General features: G+C 72.8%; 20 protein-coding genes, 1 tRNA gene and 1 pseudogene. 5 read left to right on the top strand and 17 right to left on the bottom strand.

The genetic code is table 11. The features are described 5' to 3' along the window. Positions 1-60: 60 nt before the first annotated feature. Both AB4880_RS02345 and AB4880_RS02340 read left to right on the top strand, forming a co-directional pair. The gene (locus tag AB4880_RS02345; protein WP_367917588.1) at positions 61-690 is read left to right on the top strand and encodes a ClpP family protease; all 630 of its coding nucleotides are present in this window, start codon (positions 61-63) and stop codon (positions 688-690) included. Beyond that, on the top strand, positions 687-1304 hold the full coding sequence (locus AB4880_RS02340) for a ClpP family protease (RefSeq protein WP_367917587.1): 618 nt from the start codon (positions 687-689) through the stop codon (positions 1302-1304). Before AB4880_RS02345 ends, AB4880_RS02340 begins: the two co-directional genes overlap by 4 nt. Here the strand turns inward: AB4880_RS02340 and AB4880_RS02335 are convergent. The 11 genes and pseudogenes from AB4880_RS02335 to AB4880_RS02285 all read right to left on the bottom strand — a co-directional run bounded on the left by AB4880_RS02335 (position 1286) and on the right by AB4880_RS02285 (position 8211). After that, positions 1286-1612 (bottom strand): helix-turn-helix domain-containing protein, encoded by a 327-nt coding sequence (locus AB4880_RS02335; protein WP_367917586.1) that lies wholly within the window; start codon positions 1610-1612, stop codon positions 1286-1288. The genes AB4880_RS02340 and AB4880_RS02335 overlap by 19 nt on opposite strands. A 191-nt stretch (positions 1613-1803) precedes the next feature. Then, a pseudogene (locus AB4880_RS02330) lies at positions 1804-1941 on the bottom strand (helix-turn-helix domain-containing protein); the annotation flags it as partial. 120 nt (positions 1942-2061) lie between these two features. After that, positions 2062-2136: transfer RNA gene (locus AB4880_RS02325), tRNA-Leu, on the bottom strand. An 11-nt stretch (positions 2137-2147) separates the two neighbouring features. Beyond that, positions 2148-2702 carry a peptide deformylase gene (locus tag AB4880_RS02320; protein WP_367917585.1) on the bottom strand — a complete coding sequence of 185 codons (555 nt, stop codon included), beginning with the start codon at positions 2700-2702 and terminating at the stop codon, positions 2148-2150. Next, positions 2699-3223: a glycine cleavage system transcriptional repressor gene (locus tag AB4880_RS02315; protein ID WP_367917584.1), complete on the bottom strand. Its 525-nt coding sequence runs from the start codon at positions 3221-3223 to the stop codon at positions 2699-2701. Before AB4880_RS02315 ends, AB4880_RS02320 begins: the two co-directional genes overlap by 4 nt. After that, positions 3220-3948 (bottom strand): uracil-DNA glycosylase, encoded by a 729-nt coding sequence (locus tag AB4880_RS02310; protein WP_367917583.1) that lies wholly within the window; start codon positions 3946-3948, stop codon positions 3220-3222. Before AB4880_RS02310 ends, AB4880_RS02315 begins: the two co-directional genes overlap by 4 nt. Further along, positions 3945-4871, bottom strand: coding sequence for a Ppx/GppA phosphatase family protein (locus AB4880_RS02305; protein ID WP_367917582.1), 927 nt, complete (start codon positions 4869-4871; stop codon positions 3945-3947). The genes AB4880_RS02310 and AB4880_RS02305 overlap by 4 nt, the downstream gene beginning before the upstream one ends. Next, positions 4864-5427, bottom strand: a complete 564-nt coding sequence (locus tag AB4880_RS02300; protein ID WP_367917581.1) for a DUF501 domain-containing protein — start codon at positions 5425-5427, stop codon at positions 4864-4866. Before AB4880_RS02300 ends, AB4880_RS02305 begins: the two co-directional genes overlap by 8 nt. Then, the gene (locus AB4880_RS02295; protein WP_367917580.1) at positions 5424-6023 is read right to left on the bottom strand and encodes a septum formation initiator family protein; all 600 of its coding nucleotides are present in this window, start codon (positions 6021-6023) and stop codon (positions 5424-5426) included. Before AB4880_RS02295 ends, AB4880_RS02300 begins: the two co-directional genes overlap by 4 nt. 36 nt (positions 6024-6059) lie before the next feature. Next, on the bottom strand, positions 6060-7337 hold the full coding sequence (eno, locus tag AB4880_RS02290; protein WP_367917579.1) for a phosphopyruvate hydratase: 1278 nt from the start codon (positions 7335-7337) through the stop codon (positions 6060-6062). A gap of 253 nt (positions 7338-7590) precedes the next feature. Further along, a complete protein-coding gene (locus AB4880_RS02285) occupies positions 7591-8211 on the bottom strand; it encodes a TetR/AcrR family transcriptional regulator (RefSeq protein WP_367917578.1) in 621 nt (206 codons plus the stop codon). Positions 8212-8278: 67 nt separating this feature from the next. Here AB4880_RS02285 and AB4880_RS02280 point away from each other — a divergent pair, with 67 nt between their 5' ends. Continuing rightward, positions 8279-9169, top strand: a complete 891-nt coding sequence (locus tag AB4880_RS02280) for a sterol desaturase family protein (protein WP_367917577.1) — start codon at positions 8279-8281, stop codon at positions 9167-9169. A 34-nt stretch (positions 9170-9203) separates the two neighbouring features. Here AB4880_RS02280 and AB4880_RS02275 read toward each other — a convergent pair whose 3' ends face one another. Then, positions 9204-9905 carry a ferritin-like fold-containing protein gene (locus AB4880_RS02275; RefSeq protein ID WP_367917576.1) on the bottom strand — a complete coding sequence of 234 codons (702 nt, stop codon included), beginning with the start codon at positions 9903-9905 and terminating at the stop codon, positions 9204-9206. A 322-nt stretch (positions 9906-10227) separates the two neighbouring features. On the opposite strand from AB4880_RS02275, the gene AB4880_RS02270 reads away from it, so the two are divergent. Next, on the top strand, positions 10228-11727 hold the full coding sequence (locus AB4880_RS02270) for a DEAD/DEAH box helicase (protein ID WP_367917575.1): 1500 nt from the start codon (positions 10228-10230) through the stop codon (positions 11725-11727). A gap of 97 nt (positions 11728-11824) precedes the next feature. Here AB4880_RS02270 and AB4880_RS02265 read toward each other — a convergent pair whose 3' ends face one another. Next, complete coding sequence (locus AB4880_RS02265) at positions 11825-12547, bottom strand: L,D-transpeptidase (RefSeq protein WP_367917574.1); 723 nt, start codon at positions 12545-12547, stop codon at positions 11825-11827. 2 nt (positions 12548-12549) lie between these two features. Continuing rightward, the gene (locus AB4880_RS02260; protein WP_367917573.1) at positions 12550-13341 is read right to left on the bottom strand and encodes a ParA family protein; all 792 of its coding nucleotides are present in this window, start codon (positions 13339-13341) and stop codon (positions 12550-12552) included. Positions 13342-13413: 72 nt separating this feature from the next. Here AB4880_RS02260 and AB4880_RS02255 point away from each other — a divergent pair, with 72 nt between their 5' ends. After that, positions 13414-14175, top strand: coding sequence for an SDR family NAD(P)-dependent oxidoreductase (locus AB4880_RS02255; protein ID WP_367917572.1), 762 nt, complete (start codon positions 13414-13416; stop codon positions 14173-14175). Positions 14176-14187: 12 nt separating this feature from the next. On the opposite strand, the gene AB4880_RS02250 is transcribed toward AB4880_RS02255, so the two are convergent. From AB4880_RS02250 to AB4880_RS02240, 3 genes are read right to left on the bottom strand one after another with little or no spacing between them, the layout of a single operon-like run. Continuing rightward, complete coding sequence (locus AB4880_RS02250; RefSeq protein WP_367917571.1) at positions 14188-14796, bottom strand: MarC family protein; 609 nt, start codon at positions 14794-14796, stop codon at positions 14188-14190. Continuing rightward, positions 14793-15665: a PHP domain-containing protein gene (locus AB4880_RS02245; RefSeq protein ID WP_367917570.1), complete on the bottom strand. Its 873-nt coding sequence runs from the start codon at positions 15663-15665 to the stop codon at positions 14793-14795. Before AB4880_RS02245 ends, AB4880_RS02250 begins: the two co-directional genes overlap by 4 nt. Before the next feature lie 22 nt (positions 15666-15687). Next, entirely contained in the window at positions 15688-17679 is a 1992-nt protein-coding gene (locus tag AB4880_RS02240; RefSeq protein WP_367917569.1) for a CASTOR/POLLUX-related putative ion channel, read from the bottom strand. Between the last annotated feature and the right edge of the window lie 28 nt (positions 17680-17707).

Here is a 17707-nt window from a genome sequence, read left to right as displayed (position 1 = left end):
GGCCGCTGCTCTGGGTGGATCGGCCTTCTCCCGCCGTCCGGTACGACGCAGGGTGGCGCCATGAGCGACGACACCAGGCCCCGCCTCTTCGACGACCGGGTACGACGCGAGCTGTACCAGCAGCGCGTGCTCGTGCTCGACGGTCCCTTGGACGACGACAACGGCATGCTGCTGACCACCCAGCTGGTCGGCCTCGCCACCGACAACGCCGGCGCGGAGATCGCGCTGTGGATCCACTCCCCCGGCGGATCGGTCCCCTCGATGCTCGCGATCCGCGACGTGATGCGGCTGATCCCGTGCCCCGTGTCGACGCTGGCGCTGGGGATCGCCTGCAGCGCCGGGCAGTTCCTGCTGTCGGCGGGCGAGCCGGGACGCCGCCGCGCGCTGCCGCACTCGCGGATCCTCATGCACCAGGGCTCGGCCGGCATCGGCGGCACCGCCGTCGACATCGAGCTCCAGGCACAGGACCTCCGGCACACCCGCGACACCGTCCTCGCGCTCATCGCCGAGGACACCGGACAGCCGCTGGAGCGGGTGTTCGAGGACTCCCTGCACGACCGCTGGTACTCCGCGGAGCAGGCGCTCGACTACGGCTTCGTCGACGAGATCGTGGCGTCCTTCGACGCGGTGGTGCCGCCGCACCGCCGTACGGCCGGGCTGGGGACGTTCGGGACGGCGGCCGCGCGATGAGCGGCTACCTGATCCCCAACGTCATCGCCCAGCACCCGCGCGGCGAGCGGGTGATGGACGTCTACTCGCACCTGCTCACCGAGCGCGTCGTCTACGTCGGCACCGCCATCGACGCCGGCGTCGCGAACGCGTTGGTCGCGCAGCTGCTCTACCTCGAGGCCGACAACCCCGACCGCGACATCCAGCTCTACATCAACTGCGAGGGCGGCGACCCGAGCGCGATGCTCGCCGTCCACGACACGATGCAGTACATCCGGCCGTCGGTCGCGACGACCTGTGTCGGCCAGGCGATCGCCGTCGGCGCCGTCCTGCTCGCCGCGGGCGCGCCGGGCAAGCGGGCCGCGCTCCCCCACGCGCGGATCGTGCTGCACCAGCCGGCCGCCCAGGGCCGCGGCGCGATCCCGGACCTGATCCTGCAGGCCGACGAGGTGGTCCGCGTCCGCGCCGACATCGAGCGGATCCTGTCGCGCCACACCGGTCAGGACACCGCGACCTTGCGCGCGGACACCGACCACGACCGGGTGTTCACCGCGTCGGCCGCGCGCGAGTACGGCCTGCTCGACCACGTGATCGAGTCGCGCGAGCCGCTGCCGGCTCAGGCGGCGAGGGCGTAGACCTCGGCGTACGCCGTGCTGCTCGCGGAGGCGGGCACCGGCGCGGCGCTCTGGACGACATACAGGTCGCCGGCGATGGCGGAGGTGAGGTCGAGCAGCGTGGTGCCGAGCGCGCCGAGGACGGCCGCGATCATCTCGCTGCTCGGCTCCTTCGTGCCGCGCTCGATCTCGGAGAGGTACTGCGGCGAGATCCCCGCCCGCCGCGCGGTCTCGGTGAGCGTCTCACCGCGCTCGCGACGCAGGTCGCGCAGCCGTCGTCCCACCAGGTCCCGCAACAGCGGCTCCGCCGCCTTCTGCTCCTCGGCCATGCCTCATCGTAGGTCGGCGGATCGGGGCGGACGGGGCGTCGGCGGCGAGTTCTGCTGTCAGCAGAAGGGTCCCGTGGGCTGAGAGTGGGCGTGCCGCTCCCCACGATCGCCCTCCTCGGCGATGACCGAGGCCATGTCAGTCACCGCGAGCTCAGCGCGCTCGCGCCGCGGCTCGAGTCCGAGCTCGGCGTCCGGTCGATCCAGGTGCGGACGCACTTGCGGGACACCCCCATCGCGGCAGCGATGTGGGCCTGCTTCCAACCAGCCCGGTGGCGCTGGACGATGAGCATGCGGCCGTGCACGGTCAGGCGGGCATCACGGTGGGACACGAGAGCCTCCAGGGTGGAGTGGGACCTAGACAAGCCACACCCCATCCGGGGGCTCTCCCTACGTCAACGGTGACGCGCCGCTGCTACCAACCTGATGGCCGGGTACATCCAGCCGCGACGTGCCCCCGGTGGGAGTCGAACCCACACTGGAGCCGCTTTTAAGGCGGCCTCCTCTGCCAGTTGGGATACGGGGGCCGGGCCCATCCTCACAAATAGGTCTGCCGAGCGTAGATGGCGTGCGCGCCCGCCACCCGGTCGAGGAACAGGAAGCCGTCGGTGTGGTCGATCTCGTGCTGCAGCGCCCGCGCCTCGAAGGCGTCGGTGGCGAACTCGACGGTCTCGCCCGTGCCGGGGAGCTGGCCGCGGACGGTCAGCCGGGACGCGCGCTTCACGTCGCCGGTGAAGTCGGGGACGCTCATGCAGCCCTCGCGGGCCTTCTCGTTGCGGCTCGACTCGACGACCTCGGCGTTGCAGAGGACGAAGGTGCCGTGCCGGGTGCGGGTCTTGGGATGCTCGGTGACGTCGACGCAGAAGACGCGGACGCCGACGCCCACCTGGTTGGCGGCCAGGCCGACGCAGCCGGGGCTGACGCGCATGGTGGCGACCAGGTCGGCGGCGAGCTGGACGATCTCGGGTGCGGTGGGGTCGACGTCGTCGCCGCGGGCGGAGAGGACGCCGGCCGGGGCGCGGACGACGTCGAGGATCCGGCCGTCGACGCCGAGCTCGGTCTCGGACCAGGCCGCGACCCGCTCGCTGCTCACAGCTCGTCGGCCTCGGCCGCGCGCAGGGTGGCGGTGACGCCCACCCGCTCGGCCGCGGCCCGGATGGCGCCCTCGACCGCGGCGACGTCGGAGCCGACCGGGAGGTCGAGCTCGGCGACGAGCAGGTAGAGGTCGCCGGACAGACGGGTGGTGAGGTCGGTGATGTTGCCGCCGGCCGACGCGACCTCGGCGATGATCGCGGAGACGATGCCGGAGCGGTCGCCGCCGTGGACGGTCAGCACCCACTGGCTGCCGCCGGCGGCGGGCGTGGGCTCGTCGGTCACCGGGCGGACGGCGACGTCGAGGTCGCCGTCGGCGGCCAGCGGCGCCAGCGCGCTCTCGATCGCGGCGGCGTCGGACGCGCCGCGGCACAGCAGCATCATCGCGAAGTGCCCACGCAGCAGGGTCATCGTGGAGTCCTCGATGTTGAGCCCGAGCTCCGCGAGTCCGGCCGTGGTGGCGGCGATGATGCCGGGGCGGTCGTGCCCGAGGACGGTGACGGCGTACAGGTCGGTGCTCACCGGCCCATCATCGCAGCGACCTCCCGCGCCCTCAGCAGCACCTCGTCGGTCATCGCCTCGGTGAGCCGCCCGGTGAACGTGTTGTGCTGGCTGGGGTGGAAGCAGCCCAGTAGGACGACGTCCGACCCGCGGCCCGCGCCGCCCCAGGCCAGCAGCGCCTCGGCGCCATGCCCGAACCGCGGCTTCGGACGCGGAATCGTCCAGCCGGCCCGGCCGAGCGCGGTGAGCGCGGCCTGCCACCCGAACGCCCCCAGCGAGACGACGACCTTCAGCGACGGCCGCAGGATCGCCAGCTCGGCGTCGAGCCACGGCGCACAGTTGTCGCGCTCCTGCGGCGTCGGCTTGTTGGCGGGCGGGGCGCAGCGGATCGGCGCGGCCATCCGGACGTCGTGGAGCTCGAGGCCGTCGCCGATCGCGACGCTCTCGGCCTGGTTGGCGAGCCCGACCCGGTGGAGGGAGGCGAACAGCCAGTCGCCGGCGCGGTCGCCGGTGAACATCCGGCCGGTGCGGTTGGCGCCGTGGGCGGCGGGCGCGAGGCCGACCAGCAGGATCCGCGCGTCGGCCGGGCCGAAGCCGGGGACGGGGCGGCCCCAGTAGTCCTGGTCGGCGTACGCCGCTCGCTTCTCCCGGGCGACCTGCTCACGCCAGGCGACCAGCCGCGGACAGCGGCGGCATCGGCTGATCCTGTCGTCCAGCCGCGCCATCGCCTCCGCGGGATCGCTCATGGCGTCAGCGACCAGGCGATCCCGTCGAGGATGTCGGTCTCGGCGACGACGACCCGGTCGACCGGGATCCGCCGCAGCACGCGGGACACGATGAGCGCGCCCGCGTCGATGACGTCGGCACGGCCGGGATGCATCCAGCCGAGCTCGCGGCGCTCGGCGACGGTCATCGCGAGCAGCCGGTCGACCTGCTCGTGGAGCGCGGCGACGGTCAGCACCTGGGCGTGGATGAGGGTGCGGTCGTAGGCCTCGAGGCCGAGCGTGCCCGCGGCGAGCGTGGTGTTGGTGCCGGCGACGAGGACGACGGCGCGCGCGTCGGCCGGCGACACCGGGCAGGCGTCGAGCGCGGCGTCGATGTCGGCCACCACGGCGGCGATCTCGTCGGGGGTGATCGGGTCGTGGCGGACGTGGCGCTCGTGGAGCCGGACCGAGCCGATGTCCATCGAGTGCGCGGCGCTCGGCCCGTCGGCCGGGTCGCCGAGGATCAGCTCGGTCGAGCCGCCGCCGATGTCGACGACCAGGGTGGGCGCGGTGAGACCGGCGTCGGGCAGGCCGCGGACGGCGCCGGCGAACGCCAGCCGGGCCTCCTCGTCGCCGGACAGCACCTCGGGGTCGATGCCGAGCCGGGCGTGGACGCCGGCGGTGAACTCCGCGGCGTTCTCGGCGTCGCGCGAGGCGGATGTCGCGCAGAACCGCACCCGCTCGGCCCCGATCCCCGCCTCGGCGATGATCGCAGCGAACTCGTCGATCGCCTCCCAGGCGCGCGCCAGCGCCTCGGGCGCCAACCGGCCGGTCGCGTCGACACCCTGGCCGAGCCGGATCATCCGGCTCTCGCGTCGTACGCCGTCGGGCTCGCCCGCCGGGTCGCCGACCAGCAGCTTGATGGTGTTGGTGCCGCAGTCGATCGCGGCGACCGGCTCACTCATCGCCAGCGGCACCGGCAGCGTCGGAGTCGGCTGAGTCGGCGGCGTCACCGGGCGCGACGCACGGGCCCTTGGCCCACCAGTCGCCGAGGATCTCGAGGACCTCGTCGCCGAGCGGGTTGACGCCCGGGCCGGCGGCCAGCGCGTGGCCGGCCAGCACGTGGAGGCACTTGACCCGGTCGGGCATCCCGCCGGCGGAGATGCCGTCGATCTCGGGGACGTCGAACCCGCCGGCCTCGCCGACGGCCGCCCGGTCGGCCAGATAGGCCTCGTGGGCGCGACGGTAGGCGGCGGCCAGCTCGGGGTCGGTGCCGAGGCGGTCCTGCATCTGCTTCATCAGCCCGGAGGCCTCGAGAGTGCCGATCCGGGAGTTCACCCGCGGGCAGGTGAGGTAGTAGGTCGTCGGGAACGGCGTGCCGTTGGGCAGCCGCGGCTCCGTGGTGACGACGTCCGGGTTGCCGCAGGGGCAGCGGTGCCCGATGGCGTGCACGCCCCGCGGGGGTCGGCCCAGCTGGGCGGCGATGACCACCTCGTCGGTAGCGCGGTCGTCGCTGCTCACTGCTTCAGGTCCTCCTTGGGAGCCTTGATCTCGTTCTTGGGCCCGGGCACGGTGGTCGGCGGGTGACCGGCGACCTTCATCGACTCCCAGGTGCCCTCGTACCAGGTGATCTTGTCGGGGTCGGCGACCTTCGAGGAGTCACCGAGGTCGGACGACGGGTCGAGCGGGTTGCCGTTCTGGTCGACCACGACGAACGGGGTCTCGCCCTTGTCGACGTAGCCGAACCGCTCCCGCGCCTGCTGGGCGATGTACGCCGGATCGCTCCAGCGCTCCTTCTGGCGCTTGAGGTCGCTGATCGTGGCCTCGCGGGCGGCGATCTGCTTCTCCAACTGGTCGATATTGCCGCGCTGCTGCAGATAGGCCCGCAGCGACGAGGCGTAGGAGACCGCCAGGACGGCCAGCACGAGCACCAGGATCGCGGCCCGACTGGTCAGCCGCGCCTTCTGCTGGTGCTCCTTGCGCGCCCGGACCAGCGCGGCCTCGCGCTCGCGGGCCGCCTTCTTCCGCTCGGCCTTGAGCCGCTCGGCGTACCGCGGCCCGGACCGCCCCGCAGCGGGGCGGCCGGGCTTGCGCGACGTACGACGCTCGTCGGCCATGCGGTTCTCCTGGGGTCTCCTGGGGTCTCCTGGTGCTCAGCCCTGGTAGCGCGGGAAGGCACCGGCGCCGGCGTAGCGCGCGGCGTCGCCCAGCTCGTCCTCGATGCGGAGGAGCTGGTTGTACTTCGCGACCCGCTCGGACCGGGCCGGGGCGCCGGTCTTGATCTGACCGCAGTTGGTCGCGACCGCGAGGTCGGCGATCGTGGTGTCCTCGGTCTCGCCCGAGCGGTGGCTCATCATGTTGCGGTAGCCGCTGCGGTGGGCCAGCTCGACGGCGTCGAGGGTCTCGGTGAGGGAGCCGATCTGGTTGACCTTGACCAGCATCGCGTTGGCCTGGCCGCCCGCGATGCCGCGCTGCAACCGCTCGACGTTGGTCACGAAGAGGTCGTCGCCGACGAGCTGGGTCTTGTCGCCGAGCTGGTCGGTGATGGCCTTCCAGCCGTCCCAGTCGTCCTCGTTGAGCGGGTCCTCGATGCTGACGATCGGGTAGTTGGCGACCAGGTCGGCGTAGTAGGCGATCATCTCGTCGGCCGACTTCTTGGCGCCCTCGAACCGGTAGCCGCCGTCCTCGTAGAACTCGGACGCGGCGACGTCGAGCGCGAGGACGACGTCCTTGCCGAGCTCGTAGCCGGCCTTGGCGATCGCCTCGGCGATCAGGTCGAGCGCGGCGCGGTTGGACTCGAGGTCGGGCGCGAAGCCGCCCTCGTCGCCGACGCCGGTGGCCAGGCCCTTGTCCTTGAGGACCGACTTGAGCGCGTGGTAGACCTCCGCGCCGACGCGCAGCGCCTCGCGGAACGTCGGGGCGCCGATCGGCGCGACCATGAACTCCTGGATGTCGACATTGGTGTCGGCGTGCGCGCCACCGTTGAGGATGTTCATCATCGGCACCGGCAGCAGGTGGGCGTTGGGCCCGCCGACGTAGCGGTAGAGCGGGAGGTCGGCGGAGTCGGCCGCCGCGCGCGCGACCGCGAGCGAGACGCCGAGGATCGCGTTGGCGCCGAGCTGGGCCTTGTTGGGCGTGCCGTCGGCCTCGAGCAGGGTCTGGTCGATGAGCCGCTGGTCGGCCGCGTCGAGCCCCTCGATAGCCGGGCCGAGCGTCTGGATCACCGCGTCGACCGCGGTCTCGACGCCCTTGCCGACGTAGCGGTCGCCGCCGTCACGCAGCTCGACCGCCTCGAAGGCACCCGTCGAGGCGCCGCTCGGCACCGCCGCCCGGGCGAAGGACCCGTCGTCGAGAAGGACCTCGACCTCGACGGTGGGGTTGCCGCGCGAGTCGAGGATCTCGCGAGCTCCGACGGCTTCGATCGCTGCCACGTGTACTGCTCCTGGAGTCGGGGACGGGCTGTCGTCGCGGTCAGCCTAGACCGAGCGGGGGCGTGGACCCGGCAGCACCCACCGGGCGTGGACGGGTTGCGTCGCCGCCCCTCGCCGCCCGGCACGGCGGACCGCAGGCGGGTCCGCGTCACGAACCATCCACGGTTGGGCCGGTTTCGGCCCGGAACGCCCGAAATCGGCGCGAACGGTGGATGGTTCGGGTTGCCCGTCGCCGATCGAGGTGGGCTGCCGGCTACGGCGCCGCGGGCCTGAAGACCGCGCCGAACAGCCGGGCGCACCGCGCGCTCATCTCGTCCGGTACGACGTCGGGGTGGGCGCACCACCAGTCGACGAGCGCCGCGAACACATTGCTCCACACCGCGGCCATCGCGTCGACGTCGAGCGGGTCGTCGACCCCGCCGAGGGCGAGGAGCTCGCGGACGCCGTCGTGGGCGAGGGTCTCGAGGCGGGTGCGGTAGGAGCCGAGGAGGGTGGCCGCGGCAGGGGTGGCGGGGGCGGTGGGGTCGTTGGCGACCTGCCAGATCCAGGTCCGGCCGGCGAGGACGGCGAAGACGCCGTCGAGGGTGGCCAGGGCGCGGGCGAGGCCGACCTCGCCGAGCCCGGCGGTGCGCTCGATCTCGCCGACGAGGACGCCGGAGGCCTCGCTCAGGCAGCGCTCGAAGAGCCCCTCCTTGGAGCCGAAGTAGTGGTAGATCAGGGGCTTGGAGATGCCGGCCTCGCGGGCGACGTCGGCGACGGAGGTGGCGGCGAAGCCGCGCTCGCCGAAGATCCGGCCGGCGACGTCGAGGATCTGTGCCTCGCGGTCGGCGCGCGCGACGCCCTTGGTGCCCGAGCGGCGTGCCGACGACGTCATGCGGATCACCCTACCCAGGGAATTGACCTTGTAGTAACTTACCCACGAGTCAATTCAAGGAGACGTCATGCACGACCTGCTCGACCCGATGCAGAACCCGGTGACCTACGCGGTCCCGTTCTTCGTCCTCAGCGTCCTCGTCGAGCTCGCCGCACTGACGTGGCTCGACCACGACGACAACGTCACCGGCTACTCCCTCAAGGACGCCCGCACCTCGATCTCGATGGGCATCGGGTCGCTGCTCTTCCTCACCGTCTTCAAGGTCGGCACCTTCGTGGTGTACTCGGCGATCTCGACCCACCTCGCGCCGGTCCACCTCCCCACCGACACCTGGTGGTACTGGGTGCTCCTCATCGTCGGCCTCGACCTCGCCTACTACGCCAACCACCGCTTCGTGCACCGGGTCAACATCGGCTGGGCCGCCCACCAGGCCCACCACTCCAGCGAGTACATGAACTTCGCCACCGCGCTGCGGCAGAAGTGGAACCCCTGGTTCGAGTTCTTCTTCTGGCTGCCGCTGCCTTTCCTCGGCTTCGCGCCGTGGACGCTGTACGTCGCCTTCTCGATCAACCTCGTCTACCAGTTCTTCGTCCACACCGAGACGATCGACCGGCTCCCCCGCCCGATCGAGCTGGTCTTCAACACGCCGTCCCACCACCGCGTGCACCACGGCTCCGACCCGGAGTACCTCGACCGGAACTACGCCGGCATCCTCATCGTCTGGGACCGCATGTTCGGCACCTTCACGCCCGAGCGGCAGCGCCCGACGTACGGGCTGACCAAGCCGGTCGACACCTACAACCTGCTCACCCTCGAGTACGGCGACTACGCCGCCATCGCCCGCAACGTGCGGCACGCGGCGAGCTGGCGCGACCGCCTCGGCTACCTGTTCGGGCCGCCGGGGTGGACGCCGACGGCCCCCGCGGGCAAGGAGCTCAGCTCTGCAGGCGCCGACTGAGGTCGCCGGTCAGGCCGACCGCCGTCGCGCACCGTCAGGCGTCGAGGCCGAGCTCGCCCATCCGGGCCAGGTGCCGCTCCGTGAGCCGCGTGAACATCCGGCCCAGCGCAGCCAGGTCGAGGCCGGGGCGGTCGACGCCCCCGGCCAGCAGCGCGGTGAGCGCGTCGCGGTCGGCCGCGACCCGCTGCGCCTGGGTGAGCGCCTCGCCCATCAGCCGTCGGCCCCACAGCGCGAGCCGGCCGCCGAGGCGCGGGTCGTCGGCGATGCCGGCGCGGACCCGGTCGACGACGAACACCGCATGGGTGCCCTCCTCCATCGAGGTGATCACCAGGTCGCGGGTCTCGGGGTCGAGGTAGGCCGCGATCTCGCGGTAGAAGTCGTTGGCGAGGCCGTCGCCGACGTAGGCCTTGACCAGGCTCTCGTACCAGTCCGACGGCGCCGTGTGGCGGTGGAACTCGTCGAGCGCGTCCCGGAAGGGCGCCATCGCCTCGAACGGGTCGGCGCCGAGCGCGCGGAGCCGGTCGTGCAGCGCGTGGACCTTGGTCAGCTCGCCGCTCGCCATGGTCGCCAGGTCGACCTTGTCGGCCAGGCTGGGCGCCAGCTTGGCGTCCTCGGCGAGCCGCTCGAAGGCGGAGATCTCGCCGTACGCGATGGCCGCGAGCAGGTCGACGACCGCCTCGCGGTACGACGGGTCGTCGTCGGCCAGGGAACCGGTCGCGTCGGCGGATTCAGCCATGCGCTGAGCGTACAAGTTGCCGAGGCCGGGCGCGTCTCCGCCACCGCACGGGTCGCCGGGCTGTCGACGATGACCCCCGCCGCGCCGTCGGCACGTAGACTGTCCGCGGCGCGAGCCAGTCCTCTCCCCGGCAACGACGGGGAACGCGACCGGCACCGCCCGGGCACCCGCCCACGTATGTGCGCGGCTGAGTGTGAATCAGCCGCATCGAATCAGGCGCCACGCCGACCGGCTGACGACACTCACGAAAGCGAATACGACCCTGACTTCCACCACTGAGTCCACCGCGCCCGCCACGCCCACCTTCCGCGATCTCGGCGTCATGCCCCTGATCTGCGACGCGCTGGAGCGTGCCGGCATCACCCACCCGTTCGCGATCCAGGAGATGACCCTCTCCGTCGCGCTGATGGGCACCGACCTCATCGGCCAGGCCCGCACGGGCACCGGCAAGACCCTCGCGTTCGGCATCCCGGTGCTGCAGCGCAGCGTCGCGCCGACCGACCCCGACTACTCCGAGATCCCGCAGGGCAAGCCGCAGGCGCTCATCGTCGCGCCGACCCGCGAGCTCGCGATCCAGGTGTCCGGCGACCTCGAGCTGGCCGGCCGCGACCGTGGCCTGCGCGTGCTCACCGTCTACGGCGGCGTCGGCTACGAGCCGCAGATCGAGGCCCTCGAGACCGGCGTCGACATCGTCGTCGGCACGCCCGGCCGGCTGATCGACCTGGCCAACCGCAAGGTCCTCGACCTCTCCCACGTGCACGCGCTGGTCCTCGACGAGGCCGACGAGATGCTCGACCTCGGCTTCCTCCCCGACGTGGAGAAGCTGCTCCGGCTCACCCCGGAGACCCGCCAGACCATGCTCTTCTCCGCGACCATGCCGGCCGCGATCGTCGCGCTCGCCCGGATGCACATGCGGCACCCGATGAACATCCGCGCCGAGTCGTCGTACGAGAACGCGACGGTGCCCGCCACCGCGCAGTTCATCTACCTGGCCCACGACCTCGACAAGCCGGAGATCCTCGGCCGGGTCCTGCAGGCCGAGGACGCCGACAAGATGATCGTCTTCACCCGCACCAAGCGGCAGGCGCAGCGCGTCGCCGACGAGCTGGTCGAGCGCGGCTTCAAGGCCAGCCCGCTGCACGGCGACATGGCGCAGGTCGCGCGCGAGAAGGCGCTGACCCGGTTCCGCGAGGACAAGATCAAGGTCCTCGTCGCCACCGACGTCGCCGCCCGCGGCATCGACGTCTCCGGCGTCAGCCACGTCATCAACTACACCTGCCCCGAGGACGACAAGACCTACGTCCACCGGATCGGCCGCACCGGCCGCGCCGGCGCGTCGGGCATCGCGATCACGCTGGTCGACGCGACCGACGTGCACCGCTGGAAGATGATCAACAAGGCCCTCGACCTGCCCTTCGACGAGCCGCTCGAGACCTACTCGACGTCCGAGCACCTCTACCACGACCAGGGCATCGCGCCCGGCACCAAGGGCCGGATCGCTCCCCCGCCGGCGCCGGCCGCCAAGGCCGACCGTGGCGAGCGGGGCGAGCGGGGCGAGCGGGGCGAGCGGGGCGAGCGGGGCGAGCGCAAGGAGCGCCCGGCCCGCAGCCGGACCCGCACGCGCACCCGCGGCGGCCAGCCGGTCGACGGCGGCTCCCCCGCCGAGGCCAAGGGCGAAGTGAAGGGCGAGGCGAAGGGCGAGGCGAAGGGCGAGGCCGGTACGGCGACCGAGGGCGGCGCCCCGCGTCGTCGCCGCCGTCGCCGCAGCAGCGGTGGCGGCCAGGGCGGCGCCACGACCGCCGAGCCGCAGCCGACCGCCTGAACGGCGTACTTCCTGACGGATCCTTGCGCTTCCTGGCCGTTGCAACGGGCAGGAAGTGCAGGAATCCCCGCTTCAGCGGGGATTCCCACCGCAACGCTCAAGCGGTGACGACGACCGCCGTGCCGACCGGCGCGAAGTCCCACAGCGCGATCGCGTTGCCCCGCTCCTGACGGATGCAGCCGTGCGAGCGCGGCGTGCCGAGCTGGGCGAGGGTCTGCACCGGCTTGCCGTCGTCGACGGGGATGGTGTGGAAGCCGATCGCGGCGCCCTCGGTGCCGTGGGTGAACCGGACGAAGTACTCCATGGTCCCCGAGTCGTCGACGCCGATTGCGTTGCGCGAGCGCGAGTACACGGCGTACGTGCCGGGCTGCAGGTTGTCGGTGACGCTGCCGGAGACCAGGTAGGTCCGGACGACGCGGCCGGCGCCGTCGACCAGCCAGACCCGCTGCCGGCTCTCGCTGAACACGATCCGCCGCCCCTGCCCGGAGCGGGCCGGCAGCGCGGTCGACTCGCTGAGCGCGGCGAGCGGGGTGCCGTCGGCGTCGAGGAGTCCCGAGGTGGTGGCGGTGCGGGCGTCGGCGCGGGACAGGTCGTCGGCCGGCCGGGTCAGCGCGGAGGTCGCCGCATCGGCCGCCTCCGGCCCGCCCTCGTCGGAGGGCAGCAGCCCGAAGCCGCCGAGCACCGCGAGCGTGGTCACCGCGACGGCGGCGCCGAAGGCGGTGATCCGGCCGTAGCGCGGACGCGTCGAGGCGGCCTTGCGGCGTCCGGCCGGGACCGCCTTGCGACGTCCGGGGGCGGCTTTGGGCGCGGCGTGCTTCACGGTCAGCGAGCCGCCCGCGCGATCAGGGCGCCGGCGACCTCGCGGTAGGCCTCGGCCCCCTTGCTGGTGCGGCTGGTCGCGAGGATCGAGCGGCCGGCGGCCGGGGCCTCGGCGAACTTGATGGTCTTGGGGATCGGCGGCTCGACGACCTCGAGCTCGTAGGTCTCGGAGATCGTGTCGAGGACGGCGCGCGCGTGGTTGGTGCGGCCGTCGTAGAGCGTCGGGAGCACGCCCCAGACGGCAAGGTCGCGGTTGGTGAACCGGCGGACGTCGTGCACGGTGTCGAGCAGCTGGCCGACGCCGCGGTGCGAGAGCGTCTCGCACTGCAGCGGGATCAGCACGCCGTCGGCGGCGGTCAGCGCGGCGACGGTGAGGACGCCGAGCGACGGCGGGCAGTCGAGCAGGACCCAGTCGTAGTGGGTGCCGGCGGCCTGGAGGTCCTCCATGACGCCGCGCAGCACATGCTCGCGCCCGGTGCGGGTGAGCAGGTCGGCCTCGGCGCGGGCCAGCTCGATGGTCGCGGGGAGCAGGTCGACGCCGTCGTCGGTCGCGATGATCACCTCGCCCACGGCAGTGCCCTTGGTGAGCACGTGGTGGACGGAGAGCTCGAGGTCCTCGGGGTCGATGCCGAGCGAGAACGTCAGGCAGGCCTGCGGGTCGAGGTCGACGAGCAGCACCGACTGGCCGCGCTCGGCGAGCGCGGCGCCGATCGAGGCGACGCTGGTGGTCTTCGCGACGCCGCCCTTCTGGTTGGCGACAGCGAGGATCGTGGGGGGAGCGGGCACGCTGTTCATCGGGGCCCATCATGCCGGACGACACCCGGTTCGCGGCGGAACACCCGCGACACCGCCTGGTTGACTGTGCCCATGCCCACCGCCCTCGTGACCGGCGCCACCGCCGGCATCGGCCTGGAGTTCGCCCGTCAGCTCGCCGCGCGCGGCGACGACCTGGTCCTCGTGGCCCGTGACGCCGCCCGGCTGGCGTCCGTGGCGGCCGAGCTCGAGTCGTCGTACCGGGTCGCGGTGGAGGTGCTCCCCGCCGACCTGACCTCGCTCGACGAGTTGGCCCGGGTCGAGACCCGGCTCGCCGACCGCGCGCGGCCGGTCGACGTCCTGGTCAACAACGCCGGCTTCGGCCTCAAGGAGCGCTTCCTCGACAACCCGATCGACGTCGAGCAGGCCCAGCAGGACGTCCTGGTCCGCGCGGTGCTGCGGCTCACCCATGCGGCCCTCGGCGGCATGGTGGAGCGCCGTACCGGCGGTGTGATCAACGTGTCGAGCGTGGCGGCCTTCCTGCCCCGCGGCACCTACAGCGCGGCCAAGGCGTGGGTGAACTCGTTCAGCGCCTGGGCCCACCACGAGTACGGCGCGCAGGGCGTCACCGTGATGGCGCTGTGCCCGGGGTTCGTGAAGACCGAGTTCCACCAGCGGCTCGGCGTCGACCGCGACGCGTCCGCGCCGAAGCCGCTGTGGCTCGAGGCCGACCGGCTGGTCCGCGAGGCGCTGGCCGACTTCGACCGGGGACGGCCGATGTCGATCCCGTCGAAGCGCTACAAGGCGATCGTCGCCGCGACCCGGCTGGTGCCGGGCGGAGTGCTGCAGCGGTTCCAGTCCCTGGGGCGGAAGTAGCGCGCGGGGGTCTCACCCCTCCCCCGCGATGAAGGCGCGGACGGCGTCCGCGACCAGTTGGACCGCGATCGCCGACAGCAGCAGGCCGGCGATCCGGGTGACGAGCAGGACGCCGCCGTCCCGGATCAGGCGCAGGATCGGCAGCGAGAAGCGCATCGCGGCCCACAGCGCCACGTGGACGCCGATGACGCCGAGCGCCACGGAGACGCCGTCGGGCCAGGAGTCGACGCGCTTGACGAAGAGCATGGTCGCGACGATCGCGCCGGGGCCGGCGAGCAGCGGGGTGCCGAGCGGGACGAGGGCGATATTGGCGTCCGCCGTGGCGGTCACCTCCCCCTCCTTGCCGGTCAGCAGCTCGAGCGCGACGAGCAGCAGGAGCAGGCCTCCGGCGCACTGCAGCGCGGGCAGCGAGATGTGCAGATAGCTGAGGATCTGCTGGCCGAAGAGCGCGAACAGCGTGATCACCAGGAAGGACACCGCGACCGCCTGCCAGGCCGCGCGGCGAGCGGTGGCTGGGCTGCGGCCCGCGGTCAGGGACAGGAAGATCGGCACCGTGCCGACCGGGTCCATGATCACGAAGAGAGTCACGAAGACCTCGACCATGAGGACGGAGTCGATCATCGCAGCGCCTTCCCTGCCAGGGTGGTGGGTGAGCCGAGGTCGGCGGCGCGATCGAGGATCCGCCGCAGCTGGTCGGGCGCGGTGGTCTCGATGCCGAGGTCGTGGCCGACCTTGCCGCCGCCGTGGTGGTCGCTGGAGCCGGTGACGATCAGCCCGTGCCGTACGGCGATCTCCCGCAGCGCCGTGCGCGCCGCGGCGTCGTGGTCGAGATGGTCGACCTCGATACCCGCGAGGCCCGCGTCGGCCAGCGTCGCGAACGCCTCCGCATCGAGGACGTCGTGCGACCCGCGGCCCCACGGGTGCGCGACGACGGCCACGCCGCGAGCGGTCGTGACCCGGGCGAGCATGTCGAGCAGGTCGGCGGCGTAGCGCCCGACGTACGCCGGTCGGCTGCCGGACAGGTAGCGCGCGAACGCCTCGTCGCGGTCGGCCACCACCCCGAGCCGCACCAGCAGGTCGGCGACGTGGGGCCGGCCGGTGACCCGGTTGCCGGGGCTGACCTCCGCGAGCGCCTCCTCGGTCGCCGGGATGCCGAGCTCGCGCAGCCGGGCGAGCATCGCCGGCACCCGCGCCTCGCGTCCGCCGACGATCCGCTCGAGCTCCTCCTGGAGCCCCGGGTCGTCGGCGTCGGGCAGGTAGACGAGCAGGTGGACGCCGGCGCCGCGGAAGCGGGTGCTGACCTCGATCCCGCGGACCAGCCCGATGCCGGCCTCCTCGGAGGCCGCGACCGCCTCGTCCCATCCGGCGGTGGTGTCGTGGTCGGTCAGCGCGACGACGTCGAGCCCCGCCGCGGCCGCGGCCCGCACCAGGTCGGCGGGCTGCTCGGTGCCGTCGCTGACGCTGGAGTGGGTGTGGAGGTCGATCGTCACCGTACGAGGTTAGTGGTGTGGCTCAGAGCTCGGCGAGCACCACGACCCGATCGCCCGGCGCGGCGGCGAAGCGCTCGCCCTTCGGCGGGTTGACGACGACGCCGAACCGGGATCCGGCCTCGGCCAGCGACGCCGACGAGTAGCCGATCGCGGTCTCGCCCCGACGCGCCGCGGCCGCCACGAAGGTCGCCCAGTCGGTCTCCCGCCCCGCGACGACGTAGCCCTCGGCCGGGCGCAGGTAGATCTCGCTCCCGTCGGCCTGCAGCAGGTCGTGGAAGACCGGCTCGATCCGGGCATCCTCGGAGAGCTGGGTGACGATCAGGCTGACGATCTCGCCGCTGACCACGACGTCGTCGATGTCGGCGACCTGCGCCAGGACCCGGTTGCGGTCGTCCATCATCTCGCTGACGACGGGCGTGCTGCTCGCCGAGCGGGCCAGGATGTCGCGGACGTGGAGCAGCGTGATGAGCGTCGTGGCGTCGGCGGCCTCGGCGTCGAGATCGTCGGAGTAGCAGAGCACGATCACCTGGTCGCAGTCGGCGGGCACGTGCTCGTCGAGCACCGCGCGCCGGGTCGTGCTCGCTGTCGCCACGGTGATGGCCAGGTTCCGCGTGTCCGGTACGACGGGCGTCCCGTGCTCGGCCACGACGGTGAGCGTCGAGCCCGGTGCGGCGTACCGGTCGAGCTCGCTGAGGATGATCGGCGCCCGCTCGTTCCAGCCGAGCACCACGGCGTGCGTCGCGTGCGGCGTCTCGACCGGCGGCGTGGCGATGGCGTCCTCGTCGACCTTCGCGGACGAGCGCGGCGCGGTCGCGAGGATCGAGTCGTCCTCGGCGACGACGACGAGTCCGCGGCCGCCGACGGGGGTGTCGGGCGCCGGGTTGAGCCGGACGGCGTCGCCGTCGGTCAGCCCGATCACGCTGAGGGTGGCGTAGTGCAGCTGCGCCTCGGCGTAGGTAGCCGACGCGAGCGGGTGCTGCTCGATGAAGTAGATCTCGTCGCCGTCGTAGTCGAAGAGCTCGCGGTAGACGGCAGCGGCGCCGGACTGGCGCGAGGTCTGCACGACCAGCTTGGCCACGGTCTCGCGGATGTCGAGGAGCGAGATCCCGCCGGGCCGGTCGCGCCCGATCAGGCGGGCGACCTCGAGGTTGGCCGGGTCGCGCAGCTGGGCGACCACCCGCGGGCCGGCGCCGTCGGCAGCCTCGGGTCCGTCGAGCGTGGAGCGCAGCGCGAGCAGGGACTTGATCACCTCGCGGTCGGGGTCGAACGCGCTGCGGTCGCGCCCGCCCGGGTCGGACGACAGCACGACCACCGAGCGTGCCGCGGCGGGGCTGACGATGGCCAGGTCGTCGATGTCGGACGGCGATCCCGAGCGGCAGACCACGCGCGTGCCGCGCAGGCTGCTCACCTTGGCCCGGATCTCCTCCTCCATCTCCACCTTGTCGCGGTCCGCGAGGACGGCGACGACCGGTCGGCGCCGGCTCTCGTTGGCGATGGTGAGCTCGCTGATCACGGTGAAGATCGAGTCGGACCAGCCGAGGATCACGGTGTGGTCGGACTCGAGGACCACCGACCGGCCGCGGCGCAGCTCGGCGATGCGCGCGTCGATGCCGGCCGCGATGACGCCGATCAGCGCGCTGACGATGAACAGGCCGGCCACGGTGAGCACCAGCATGGTGAGGATGAAGCTCCACCGCGCGCCGGTGTCGCCCGCGACGGTGCCGGGGTCGAGCGCATGGAGCAGCGCCTGGAAGGCGGCCTCCCAGAAGCCGATGTGCTGCTCGCGCATCCCCGACACGACGTCGACGACGGCGAACACGACCACCAGCAGCACGGTGACCGCGAACAGCCAGGCGACGAGGGCCGGCGTCCCGCGCGCCATCGTGTTGTCGAAGCCGTACCGCAGGCGGGCCCGGATACCGACCGGGGGCGCCGCGGGGCGGGCCGCCGTGCTGGTCCGCTGCCCTATCGCCTCCGCCGTCCGGCGGCGCAGGGTCTGCGCATTGCGTGCCATCGTTCTCGCTCCTCCTCGTCCGACGGAG

Origin of the sequence: Nocardioides ginsengisoli, from assembly GCF_039537225.1 — a bacterium.
GTDB classification, from domain to species: domain Bacteria; phylum Actinomycetota; class Actinomycetes; order Propionibacteriales; family Nocardioidaceae; genus Nocardioides; species Nocardioides ginsengisoli.
The sequence above is the reverse complement of the archived record's forward strand: the minus strand, read 5'-3'. Positions and strand labels throughout refer to the sequence as shown.